The following is a 12,247-nucleotide window of genomic DNA, read 5'->3' as shown; positions in this document are numbered from 1 at the left end:
GTGTCACGATTCCGGACGTCCCTCGCGGACCTGCTCGGGCTCTGGACGCGTGAGGTCCTCGATGTCGTCACGCAGGCCGCGCAGCTCCGAGCGGATGAAGTCACGGCTGGCCATCTCTCCGGCCGTCATCCGCAGCGACGCCACCTCACGGGCCAGGAACTCCATGTCGGCGTGGCCGCGGGCGTTCGCCTGACGGTCCTGCTCGGCGATCACCTTGTCGCGCTGCTCCTGCCGATTCTGCGCCAGCAGGATGAGCGGCGCGGCGTACGAGGCCTGGAGGCTCAGGATGAGCGTCAGGTACATGAACGGGTAGCGGTCGAAGCGCAGGTCCACCGGCGCGAGGAAGTTCCAACCGATCCAGACGACGACGAAGGCGGTCATCCAGGCCAGGAACCGCGCCGTGCCCATGAACCGGGCGAAGCGCTCGGCGAAGACCCCGAAGCGGTCGTCGTCGCCCCGGTGGCGGCGCAGGGAGCGGCGCACCTCCCGGGGCTGGTCCAGGCGGTCGCGCGCGTCGCTCACGGCATGCCTCCCGCGGTCCGTCGCGGCGCGTGGTCACGCCAGCCGTCGGGCAGCATGTGGTCGAGCAGGTCGTCCACCGTGACGGCGCCCAGCAGGCGACCGTCCTCGTCGACCACCGGGGCGGCCACGAGGTTGTAGGTGGCCAGGTGGGCGGCGACCTGGTCGATGGTGGCGTCGGGGCGCAGCGGGTCCATCGACTCGTCCAGCGCGGCCGCGACGAGGGTGGAGGGGGGCTCGCGCAGCAGCCGCTGGATGTGGGCGGCGCCGAGGAGGCGGCCCGTCGGCGTCTCCAGGGGCTGGCGGCAGATGTAGACGAGGGCGGCCAGCGACGGGGTCAGGTCCGGGTTGCGCACGTGGGCGAGCGCGTCGGCCACCGTGGCGTCGGGGGAGAGGATCACCGGTTCCGGCGTCATCATGGCGCCGGCGGTCTTCTCGGCGTACGACATGAGTCGCCGCACGTCCTCGGCCTCGTTGGGCTCCATGGCCGCGAGCAGCGTCGCCGCGGTCTCGGGGCTCAGCTCGGCGATGAGGTCGGCGGCGTCGTCGGGCGACATCTCCTCGAGGATGTCGGCGGCACGCTCGGTGTCGAGGAGCTGCAGGATCTCGACCTGGTCCTCCTCCGGGAGCTCCTCCAGCACGTCGGCGAGGCGTTCGTCGTTGAGGCCGGCGACGACGGCCGTACGCCGTTCGCGCGGCAGGTCGTGGATCACCGCGGCCGCGTCGGCCGGACGCAGGTCGCTCAGCGCGGCGAGCAGGTGCGTGGCGCCCTGGGTGTCCTCACGGCGGGTGAGGCCCTCGATGTCGCGCCACTCGACGATGTGGGTCTGGCCGCGTCGGCGCAGCCCCTTGCCCGGCTCCTGGATGGCGACTCGCGAGACCACCCAGTCGCGGTTGCGGGCCTGCTCCAGGCCGATGTCGTAGACGGTGCCGGTGATGCCGGTGGGGCGGATCGTGACCTGTCGGTCGAGCATCTGGCCGACGATCAGGGTCTCTGCCTGGCGCAGCTCGAAGCGACGCATGTTGAGCAGTCCGGTGGTGTGCACCTGGCCGCCCTCGATGGCGGTGACCCGCGTCATGGGCACGAAGATCCGGCGGCGGCCGAAGACTTCGGCGACCAGTCCGAGCACACGGGGCTGGGAGTACTCCGACCTCAACGCCACGACGACGTCGCGCACCTTGCCCACCTGGTCGCCACGAGGGTCGAACACAGGCAGACCGACGAGTCGCGCCGCGAAGACACGGTTGGGGGAGCTGCTCACGCGCCACAGGCTACCGTCTGGCGGCGCCCGCGCCGTGGACGCACGCCCGGCGGCGGCCCGCGCCCGCGGACCGCCGCACGGCACTCAGCGCGCGGGTGCGGGGCTCGGGGTGGAGGCCGTGGTGGGCAGCTGCAGGACGTTGAAGTCCTGGGCGGGGTTGAGGGTCGACCCGCCCAGCGCCGGCAGGCGCAGCGCCGCCAGCGAGAGGTTGCCCACGACGCCCGTGGTGATCGGGCGGCGCGAGTAGGCCACGCGGTCGCCTGCGGGCCACAGCCAGGCGGGGTTCATCGTGTAGAGCGACTGTCCGGCCGGGATGCCGGGACCGGTCACGAAGAGCGGCACCTTGTAGGTCTGGGGTGCGAGGCGGTCGGTGCCCGAGCGCTTGTCGCCGCCTCCGGTGGCGGTGACGACGAGCAGGGTCTTGCCGCGGTAGGCCGGGGCGGTGTTGATGGTGCGACGCACCATCGCCAGGTTGCGGTCGAACTGCCTGACCGCCTTGCGGTACTTCGCCGACCCGAAGCCGTGCTTCTCGCCAGCGGCGCGCGGGGCGCTGAGGTGGATGTGGGTGTAGGCGGCCGGCTTCTTGCTGTCGCGGAAGGCCTTGACGGCCTTGCGGTCCGAACCCGCGATCTTGTAGCCGTCGATCTTGCGCCGACCGTTGTTCTTGCCGTAGGGGTCGAGGGCGCCGTTCTTGGCGTTGTACGAGAGCCTGATCGGTGCGACGACCGACGAGCTCGCGAAGAGCGCCGTGCGTCGACCGCTGTCGTGGACCCGGTCGAAGACCGAGGGCACGTAGCGCCCGGACGCGCGGTGCACGGTGCCCTTCCACTTGTTCTTGTTCACCCCGTGCCCGGCGTTGGCCTTGGCGACCGGGCGCCCGGTGAGGAGCGAGAGCAGGTTCGGCAGCGGTGCGGCGGACTCGACGGCCGTACGCGCGTTGAAGGTGTGGCTGCCGGAGTCGCGCAGCGTCGCGACCTGGGGCAGCTCCCCGCGCTTGGCCATCTGGCTGCTCGTGGAGGCGCGCAGGCCTTCGGCCGTGACCACCACGACGCGGGAGATGCTGCTCTGCTGCACGGCCCGGGAGGGGGTGTTGGCGGTGGCCACGACCACCGGGTGGTCGGTGGTCTTCTTGACCAGCGGGGTCCGCACGGAGGCGTAGTCGGTGAAGGTGACCGGCGGGCTGCCCATGATCCAGTCGATCTGGATGGGCTTCGGGGGCACGCAGGTCGAGCCGGAGGCGTAGCCCCCGTTCGCGGCGACGAGGTCGGTGCCCGCCGCGGTGGGGCAGAAGAACTTCTCACGGTCGTTCATGTCGCCGGTCATGAAGACCGGGACGTTCGGGTCCTCGGTGCGCAGCGTGTTGGCGAGCTCGATCGCGCGCTTGAAGCCGATGTCGCGCCACTTCTGGTGGTTGCCACCGATGTTGGCAGGGGTGTGCACGTTGTAGAGCCACATGCGCTGTCCGCTCGCGATGTGCTCGAGCAGGACGTAGGGCATCCTCTGCTCGACGCCGTTGAAGTACGGAATCATGATCGTCTTGGCCTTGACCATCTTGAAGACGCTGGTGCGCCACGAGATGGTGTTGTGCCCGACGGCGTGGGAGTACTTGTGCAACGGCCACGACTCGAAGTCGGGGTTGTTGACGGGCCACTGCTGCACCTGGCTGGCGTGCATCTCCTGGAAGCCCACCACGTCGACCTTCTGCTGGTCGAGGATCTGGCGGCTCCACTTCAGCCGCTGGGCCGAGTTGGCCCACCCCTTGCGCTTGGGATTCTTGCCGTCGGTGTGGCCCGCGCCGAGCAGGTTGAACGAGGCGATGCGGAACGAGGTCGTGCCCGGAGGCTGGACCGTCGGCTCGCCGCTGCTCAACGCGGCGGTCGGCTGTTCGCCGGTGTCGCCCCGAGGCACGAGGGCGGCTGCGCCGACGAGCAGGAGCACCACGGCGAGCAGCAGCCAGGTGCGCAGGCGAGGGAGGTGTCGAACCATGAGGGAGGGCCTTCCGGGGACAGCAGTGCAACACCCAGTGTGACCCATGTGGCACGAGCGAGTGGTGTTCTTGACGCCAGATGACGCCTCGAGGCGTCAGGAGGCCGGCGTCACGCCGGCGCGGACGTGGTGGTCAGCCCTTGCGCTGCAGGCGGCTGCGCACCTTCTCCGTCAGGCTGCCGGTGGCGCCGCGCGCGGCGTCGCCCTTGGTGGGGTCCTTCGGGGGGACGAGGCGCGTCTTGTCCTGCGTACGCCACGCCTCCAGCGCCGTGCGCAGCTCACGTCGGCGAGCCTCGTCGAGGACCTGCGGCTGGTGCCCGTGCGACATCGGGGGGCGGTGCTCCAGGAGGCCGAGCGCCTCGAGGTCGTCCGCCGGGTCAGCCATGTGGAGGTCGTAGAACCGTGCCAGGTAACGCGCCCGGGTCTCGTCGTCCAGCTCCATGTCGACGAGCGCCCGCAGCGCCTTGGCCAGGCCCATCCGGTGGGCGCCGAAGTTGACGTTGGGGCCTGAGCCGACCATCGCGACCCACTTGCGCACGAAGTCCTCACGCGAGAACGCCTCGTAGTGGAGCATCTCCTGGCCCGGGGGCAGCGCGAGCGTGAGGCGGCGGCCCGTCGCGTCGGTGGCCTTGTGGATGCCGAGCCACACCTCGGCGCCGGGGCGGACGCCGACCTTGCCCGCGACGTGGCTGCGGAAGTAGCGGGAGTTGGTGGGCTCGGCCAGCAGGCCGAGCGCAGTGAGGAGGTGGAGCTGGTCGTCGTCGAGCAGGCGCTTGAAGAGCGTCGGCGGGCCGTCCGGCTCGGCGACGCTCACGACCTCCAGCGGGGGGACCCCCACGGCCGGCTCGCCAGCAGGGACCCGCGCCAGCTGGTCGCGGTCGAGCCGGAGCACCTCGTCGGCGTCGACGTGGAAGAGCCACTGCGCCCACCCCAGGTCGGCCAGGACCACGCGCGCCATGTTGGCGTTGATGTTCTGTCGGCGGTTGAGCAGGGCAGGACGCTGACCGCCCCACCACGGCCGGTCGGCGACGACGGCCGTGACCTCGGGGCGGGAGTCGAGCCACCGCCGCACCTTGGGGGCGCGCGCGTCGAGGAAGACCACCATGTGGTCGACGCCGCCGTCGAGGTTGCCCTCCACGAACCGCTGCACGTTCGACAGGTGGTCCTTCACAGTGCTGACGGTGACGATCACCCGCCCATTCTACCGAGGGCGGTGGGTGCGGGGGCGCGGACGCAAGGTTCGTGACCGATAGGCTGGCCGGGTGGAGATGACAACAGGTCGACGCGTCCAGCGGCTCGACGTCGACGACCGGGGGGTGTCGTTCGTGACGACCGAGGACGTCCCCGTCGACGTCCTCTTCGAGGGCAAGCGGGTCTTCTCGTTCTGGCTGCTGCGTGACACGCAGGGCCGGGGCAACCAGCGGCTGATGCCCTGGCCGCCGGTGCTGAAGCGCTTCCTCGACGGCACGGTGCAGGTGTCGCTGACCGACTCCGCCACCGGCGAGGTGCTGGCCACCACGACCGCCGTCCTGGGGTCGGGCGAGGGGGAGGTGCGCGTCGCCGACGCCGAGGGCAACCCCATGGGGCTGGACAAGTCGATGCGTCTGAGCCGCCTCTTCGGCGACCAGGACTCCGACCAGACCGCCCCGTTGCTGGACTCCATGGAGACCGTCATCCAGGTCCTCGAGGCCGCCGGTGTCGAGCCGTTCGTCGCCTACGGGACGCTCCTGGGGGCTGTGCGGCAGGGCAACTTCATCGGTCACGACTCCGACGCCGACCTCGGCTACGTCAGCTCCGCGACCACGCCGGTCGACGCGATCATCGAGTCGATGCAGCTGCAGCGACGCCTCGAGCGTATGGGCTACCCGGTCGACCGCTACAGCGGCCTGGGCCTCAAGGTCTCGGTGGCCGAGGCCGACGGGACCCGGCGAGGCCTCGACGTCTTCGGGGGCTTCATGCTCGGCGACATGCTCTACCTGATGGGGGAGGTCGGAGCGCCCTTCCGCCGCGAGTGGCTCTATCCCCGCAGCGAGGTCACCCTCGCCGGCCGGACCTTCCCGGCTCCCGCTGAGCCCGAGCACCTGTTGGTGGCCATGTACGGCCCCTCGTGGCGGGTCCCCGACCCTGCCTTCAAGTTCACCACCCCCGAGTCGACCCACCGCCGCCTCAACGGCTGGTTCCGTGGGATGCGGGCCGGCCTGGACCAGCGGTGGACGGCGTTGCGCGAGGGACGGCTCAAGGGCACCGGGCCGAAGCCGAGCGGCCTCGCCCGCCACGTCGCCGCCCAGCACCCCGACGCCGGACTCGTCGTCGACCTGGGGTGCGGTGGCGGCGGTGACGCCCGCTGGCTCTCCGGCCAGGGCCTGGACGCCGTGGGCCTGGACCACTTCCCTCCTTCGCTGCGCTCGGCCATGCGCAAGAGCGAGGCCGAAGGCGTGGACCCCGACTTCCTCTGGTGCAACTTCGGTGACCTGCGCTCGACGCTGGCGACCGGCGCCGAGCTGGTACGTCGTCCCGGCCCTCGCGTGCTGATGGCGCACCACCTGCTCGACTCGGCCACGCCGTTGGCCCGCGAGGGTGTGCTGAGGATCGCCAAGCTCGTCGCGCGCGACACCGGCACGCTGTACCTGCAGTACTACACGACGAGGACCAGCTTTTCCGCGGCGAGAGGGCTGCGTGCCCGCTCCACCGAGGACGTACGCGCCCTCGTGGCGGCGGCAGGTGGGAAGGTCGTCGACCTGGCCCGCTTGTCGGAGGAGGAGGCCGGCGTCGCCGGCAACGCCGCTACGGCTGGCGTCAGTATCGACAGGATGGCGGTGTCATGGACAAGGTGAAGCGGTTGCTCAACTCGGACCTCCGAGCACGGGTGGAGGTGCTCGAGAAGGAGATCCAGGAGAGCCGGCAGCTCAACATGCGTCTCGCCGAGCTGGTCGACGTGGTGACGGAGCTGCTCGTGCCGCTGGCCGAGCGCGACGAGGAAGGGGCGCGTCAGCTCCTCGCCCGCTACCGCAACGAGGTCGACTCGACGATGGCCGGAGACCGCGTGGGGCGCGACAGCTCCCAGTGAGGGCTGCGTGAGGGCAGGTCGGCGGCTGAAGCCGCCGGCCCCCACCGCGTCACGGTCGAGGGCAGTAGATCTGCATGCCGGCCCGGGCCTTGGCCCGCTGGCACTTCGAGGCGTCGTGGACGCTGGGCACCGTCGCGGTCCCCACGATGATCGGGTGGTCGCTCAGACGTCGGTCGCGGCTCGACCAGTCCTGGACGTAGTCGCTCCACTGCAGCGTGGCGCTGCCGAAGATCCAGTCGACGCTCATCCGTGACGGCGTACGGCAGGCCCCGTTGACGGTGGCCGCGCCGTCGGGGGAGTGCATGCCGCTGCGAGCGCTGAACGGGCACGCGAACTCGGCCCGGTCGTTGAAGTCGCCGGTCATCACGACGGGCGTGCCGTCAGCCTCCAACCGGTTGGCGAGGTCGGCCTCGATCCGGACGGCGGCAGCACGCCATCCGGCGTGGTTGCCACCGATGTCAGCGGGGTTGTGGAAGTTGCCGAACCAGACCCCACGTCCGGAGTCGCGGTGCCGCAGCAGGACGTACGGCATCTGCACCGGCCGTCCCCCGAAGTAGGGGATCCCGATGGTCCTGCCCTCGACCAGGGTCCAGGTGTCGGTGCGCCAGGCGATGGAGTTCTGCGACAGGGCCTCACCGAGCTGGAGCCCGGGGTAGACGCCCCACGAGCTGCCGCGCAGGGCGGCGAGCTGACGGGCCTGGGGGTGCTGGAACTCCTGGAGGCCCACGACGCTCGCGCGGTGCGCCTCGATCAGCGCCACAGCGCCCGGGGTGCGGGACGCGAAGCCGGCGTACCCCTTGCGGGCGCCCTTGCCCTGGGTGTGGCTGGCGCCCAGCACGTTGAAGGAGGCGACGCGGAAGTCGAAGGGCTGGAGGGCCTTCTTGTCGACGCGCACCATGTTCTGCTCGCGGAACCTGCGGTCCAGCACCTTGAGGCCGGGAGGGCCGAGGGCCCGGGTCGGCGTGGGGGTGGCCTCGCGCAGGTCGGCCGGGGTGTTCACGTCGACCTGGGTGTTGTCCGTACGCCGGGTCACGACGCCGGCCGAGACGGAGGCCTCGCGCCCCTCCGGCGAGGTGATCAGCGGCAGCACCGCCGTGGCCAGCACCGTCGCCAGTCCGGCGACCAACCCGACGACGACGAGTCGGACGCCCCACACGTGGGTACGCCGTGCGGGGTCGCGGCGCGCAGAGGGCTCGGTCGCGCGATGGCGCGCCGAGCCAGCCCCGGCCTGCTGGCGTCCCGTCACCCGGCGAGGATACCGGGATTCTCGGAGCAGGGTGGGGGAGTCGAGGAGTCCGTTCGGTAGCCTCAACCGCGTCCTGGGGCCCCGACACGACGTGGCCCGGGCGAGATGAGGGAGGACCGATGGCTGAGCGGGTGTACTGGCACGTGGGCCTGCCCAAGACCGGCACCACCTATCTCCAGCAGATCCTGTGGGCCAACACCGACGCCTTGGCTGCCGAGGGCATCACCATGCCGGGCCGTGGACACCGTGAGCACCTGTGGGCCGCCCTCGACATGCAGGACGACCCGAGCCTGGCCCGACGTGACGCACGCGCCACGGGGGCGTGGGAGCGGCTGGCGGCGCAGACCGAGGCGGCCTCCGGCACGGTCCTGCTGAGCCACGAGTTCTTCAGTGCCGCCACGACCGAGCAGGCGCAGCGAGCCGCCGACCGGCTGGCTCCGGCCGAGATCCACCTGGTCGTCACCGCCCGCGACGCTGCCGGCATGCTGGCCGCCGGGTGGCAGGAGTCGGTCAAGAACGGTGCGGTCCGCGGTCTGCGCAGCACCGCCGAGCGGGACCAGCAGGGGGGCCACTTCGGCTGGTGGGTCTGGGACCTGGAGCAGGTGCTGCGGCGTTGGCTCCCGGTGGTCGACGCCGAGCGCATCCACGTGCTGCCCGTGCCCGACCGGTCCGAGGGACCGGACCAGCACTGGCACCAGTTCGCCCGCACGATCGGTCTCCAGGGTCGGTGCGTGATGCCGCAGCGTCCGCTCAACCAGTCCCTGGGCGTCGTCCAGGTCGAGGCGTTGCGCAAGGTCAACGCCCACCGCACCGGCTTCGACACCGCCCTCGAGCGCGGAGAGTGGCTGCGTGGCTACCTCGGGGAGGACCACCTCGCCCGCCAGTCCGGGGGCGGCCGCCTGCTGCTCGACGACGACCTCTTCGAGGAGTGCCGCGAGCGGAGCCTGCGGGCCCACCAGCTGGTCACCGAACGTGGCATCGACGTGGTGGGCGACCCCGCCAGGCTCGCCGGGCCCACCTCTCCGTCGGGGGACCGCACGGTCGGGTCGGTCACCCCGCTCGAGGTGGCGGACGCGCTCGCCGAGCTGGTGGGCACCATGCTCCACGACGTCCGCGACCGGACGGTCGCCCGCAATGCCACCCCTGCGGTCGCCCCCGCACTTGCCGTCGCCGACGGCTCGCTGCTCTCTCGCGTACGCGGCAGATGGGACCGTCTGCGGAACTCCTGAGGCGCGTGGGGCCGAGGACGGACACGCCGGGCGCCACCGGATGGTCCTGTCGCCGAAATCTGCTTGACGACGATTCCTCGGTATCGTCGTAGCCATGTTCAGCCAGCTCGTACGTCGTGACCGCGCCCGCACGAGGAACGTGTGTGCGCGCGTCGCCGCGATCCTCCTGCCGGTGGCGCTCGTCGGCGCCATGCTCGGTGCGCCTGCTCAGGCGGCGCCTGCCGGGTCGACCGTGCCCGCCGCGAAGAAGCCGTGGAAGCCTGACGCGGGTGCCAAGTTCAACACCCCGCGCGTCGGCGGCGAGCGCCAGCTGCGTCTGGAGAACCAGGTCATCGCCGCGATCAACCGGGCGAAGCCGGGGTCGACCATCAAGATGGCGATGTTCTCCTTCGACCGTCACCAGGTGGCCGACGCCCTCATCGCCGCGAAGAAGCGCGGCGTCTTCGTGCAGGTGATCGTCAACAACCACGAGTTCCCCCCGGCGCAGCGCAAGCTGCGCAAGGCCCTGGGCAACCGCACCGTCACGCGCACCTGGACCGACAAGAAGGGCAAGAAGCACAAGAAGGTCGTCCAGCGTCGCCAGTTCCACTACCAGTGCAAGTCGGCCTGCCGTGGTGACGGCGACGTGCAGCACAGCAAGTTCATCCTCTTCACCCGCACCGGCGGGGCGAAGCACGTCGTGATGCTGGGCTCGCTCAACATGAAGCTCAACGGCTCGCTGAACCAGTTCAACGACCTGCTCACGGTCAACGACAACAAGCGGTTCCACAGCGTGCTCAACGAGGTCTTCGACGAGATGCGCGCGGACCGGGTGCTCAAGAACTCCTACCGCAAGTACGCCATCGGCAAGCGGTTCCAGCTCGAGGTCATGCCGTTCGCCCGCAAGAAGGCGACGCGCAAGACGCGCTGGACCCGTGCCCGCGACCCGATCGTCAAGCTGCTCGCGCCCGTGAAGTGCACCGGCGCCAAGACCAACTCCGGCCGCACGATCGTCCGCGTCAACATGCACGCCTGGGACGGTGACCGTGGTGCGATGATCGCCAACAAGCTCTGGGACCTCCACCACCGCGGCTGTGACGTCAAGATCCACGTCGGCTTCGCCGGCAAGAAGGTGCGCGACATCTTCGCCCGTCCGACCAAGCGCGGTCGTGTGCCCTTCCGCAGCACCGGCTTCGACACCGACGGCGACAAGGAGATCGACCTCTACAGCCACGCCAAGATCATGATGGTCAACGGCCACTACGACGGCGTGCGCAACCGGAAGATGGTCGTCACCGGATCCAGCAACTTCCAGAACGGCGGCCAGTACGGCGACGAGCTGATCCTGCGGATCTTCAGCCCCGCGCTCTACCGGCAGTACGCCGACAACTGGGGCGACCTGTGGCGCAACCACACGCACGGCTTCAACTGGACGGTCGTCAACGCCCGCGGCGCCCGCGGCCTCGTGGCCCCTCGCTACTCCCTCAGCGACGGGCTCGGGACGGACTCCGAGGAGTGGCGCGACCAGTGACCCGGGAGTGACCCCGGCCCCCGTGGGCACCCCGCGCGGGGTGTCCTCGGGCCGGTCGTGTGAGATGGGTCATTGCCGAGGTGAGGGATACTTGCCACGGCACGTTGCGCCGGATTCGGGCCTCCCCTGGGCGGCCCCGGCGCTGGACCGCCCGGCCTTCGCGCCGTACTGACGACACTCCGCGGCTCCGTGCCGTGGCTCATGAAAGGGACGCCCAGATGCCCCGCCTCGCCCAGACCGACGGACTCACTGAGGACCAGCAGGAAATCCTGAAGGCCGTGAAGCAGTTCGTCGACGAGAAGATCATCCCGGTGGCCCAGGAGCTGGAGCACGCCGACGAGTACCCGACGGAGATCGTCGAGGGCCTCAAGGAGCTGGGCATCTTCGGCCTGATGATCCCCGAGGAGTACGACGGCCTGGGCGAGTCGCTCCTCACCTACGCGCTCTGCGTCGAGGAGATCGCCCGCGGCTGGATGAGCGTCTCCGGCGTGATCAACACCCACTTCATCGTGGCCTACATGCTGATGAAGCACGGCACCGAGGAGCAGAAGCGCAAGTACCTGCCCCGCATGGCCACCGGCGAGGTCCGTGGCGCGTTCTCGATGTCCGAGCCGGGCCTCGGCTCCGACGTCTCGGCCATCTCCACCAAGGCCACCAGGAACGACGACGGCACCTACTCCATCACCGGCTCGAAGATGTGGCTGACCAACGGTGGCTCCTCCACCCTCGTGGCCGTCCTCACGAAGACCGACGAGGGCGCCGACTCGGTCTACAAGAACATGACGACCTTCCTGGTCGAGAAGACCCCGGGCTTCGGCGAGACCGCCCAGGGCGTCACCGTCCCGGGCAAGATCGACAAGATGGGCTACAAGGGCATCGACACCACCGAGATGGTGTTCGAAGGCCACCAGATCGCGGCCGAGCAGATCCTCGGCGGCGAGCCGGGCAAGGGCTTCTTCCAGATGATGGACGGCGTCGAGGTCGGCCGCGTCAACGTCGCCGCCCGCGCCTGCGGCCTGGCGATCCGCGGCTTCGAGCTCGGTGTCGCCTACGCCCAGCAGCGCGAGACGTTCGGCAAGCCGATCGCCCAGCACCAGGCCATCCTCTTCCGCCTGGCCGAGATGGCGACGAAGGTCGAGACCTCGCACCAGATGATGGTCCGCGCCGCGCGCCTCAAGGACACCGGACAGCGCATGGACGTCGAGGCCGGCATGGCCAAGATGGTCGCCTCGGAGTACGCCAACGAGGTCGTCGAGGACTCCTTCCGCATCCACGGCGGCTACGGCTACTCGAAGGAGTACGAGATCGAGCGCCTCATGCGCGAGGTCAAGTTCATGCTGATCGGTGAGGGCACCTCCGACATCCAGAAGATGATCATCGGTCGCAACATGCTCAAGGACTACGCGCTCAAGGGCTGATCCCCGGACG

General features: G+C 70.3%; 10 protein-coding genes. 5 read left to right on the top strand and 5 right to left on the bottom strand.

The annotated features are described in order from the left end of the window. Positions 1-3: 3 nt before the first annotated feature. The 4 genes from FCL41_RS12165 to FCL41_RS17650 all read right to left on the bottom strand — a co-directional run bounded on the left by FCL41_RS12165 (position 4) and on the right by FCL41_RS17650 (position 4,959). On the bottom strand, positions 4-522 hold the full coding sequence (locus FCL41_RS12165; protein ID WP_137067159.1) for a DUF1003 domain-containing protein: 519 nt from the start codon (positions 520-522) through the stop codon (positions 4-6). Further along, on the bottom strand, positions 519-1,781 hold the full coding sequence (locus FCL41_RS12160) for a magnesium transporter MgtE N-terminal domain-containing protein (RefSeq protein ID WP_137067158.1): 1,263 nt from the start codon (positions 1,779-1,781) through the stop codon (positions 519-521). The genes FCL41_RS12165 and FCL41_RS12160 overlap by 4 nt, the downstream gene beginning before the upstream one ends. An 84-nt stretch (positions 1,782-1,865) precedes the next feature. Next, a complete protein-coding gene (locus tag FCL41_RS12155; RefSeq protein WP_170970349.1) occupies positions 1,866-3,767 on the bottom strand; it encodes an endonuclease/exonuclease/phosphatase family protein in 1,902 nt (633 codons plus the stop codon). Between the two features lie 133 nt (positions 3,768-3,900). Continuing rightward, entirely contained in the window at positions 3,901-4,959 is a 1,059-nt protein-coding gene (locus tag FCL41_RS17650) for a glycosyltransferase family 2 protein (protein WP_137067156.1), read from the bottom strand. 70 nt (positions 4,960-5,029) lie between these two features. Between FCL41_RS17650 and FCL41_RS12145 the strand changes: the two genes are divergently transcribed. Both FCL41_RS12145 and FCL41_RS12140 read left to right on the top strand, forming a co-directional pair. Further along, a complete protein-coding gene (locus FCL41_RS12145; protein WP_137067155.1) occupies positions 5,030-6,601 on the top strand; it encodes a class I SAM-dependent methyltransferase in 1,572 nt (523 codons plus the stop codon). Then, positions 6,589-6,834 (top strand): DUF6752 domain-containing protein, encoded by a 246-nt coding sequence (locus FCL41_RS12140; RefSeq protein ID WP_137067154.1) that lies wholly within the window; start codon positions 6,589-6,591, stop codon positions 6,832-6,834. Before FCL41_RS12145 ends, FCL41_RS12140 begins: the two co-directional genes overlap by 13 nt. 49 nt (positions 6,835-6,883) lie before the next feature. On the opposite strand, the gene FCL41_RS12135 is transcribed toward FCL41_RS12140, so the two are convergent. Then, a complete protein-coding gene (locus FCL41_RS12135; RefSeq protein ID WP_137067153.1) occupies positions 6,884-8,080 on the bottom strand; it encodes an endonuclease/exonuclease/phosphatase family protein in 1,197 nt (398 codons plus the stop codon). 119 nt (positions 8,081-8,199) lie between these two features. Here FCL41_RS12135 and FCL41_RS12130 point away from each other — a divergent pair, with 119 nt between their 5' ends. The 3 genes from FCL41_RS12130 to FCL41_RS12120 all read left to right on the top strand — a co-directional run bounded on the left by FCL41_RS12130 (position 8,200) and on the right by FCL41_RS12120 (position 12,237). Continuing rightward, positions 8,200-9,309, top strand: coding sequence for a hypothetical protein (locus FCL41_RS12130; protein WP_137067152.1), 1,110 nt, complete (start codon positions 8,200-8,202; stop codon positions 9,307-9,309). Between the two features lie 94 nt (positions 9,310-9,403). Continuing rightward, a complete protein-coding gene (locus FCL41_RS12125) occupies positions 9,404-10,819 on the top strand; it encodes a phospholipase D-like domain-containing protein (protein ID WP_137067151.1) in 1,416 nt (471 codons plus the stop codon). 218 nt (positions 10,820-11,037) lie between these two features. Beyond that, entirely contained in the window at positions 11,038-12,237 is a 1,200-nt protein-coding gene (locus FCL41_RS12120) for an acyl-CoA dehydrogenase family protein (RefSeq protein WP_137067150.1), read from the top strand. Positions 12,238-12,247 lie beyond the last annotated feature (10 nt).

Source organism: Nocardioides jishulii (assembly GCF_006007965.1).
In the GTDB taxonomy this organism is placed as follows: domain Bacteria; phylum Actinomycetota; class Actinomycetes; order Propionibacteriales; family Nocardioidaceae; genus Nocardioides; species Nocardioides jishulii.
This window is presented reverse-complemented; position numbering and strand designations above follow the sequence as displayed.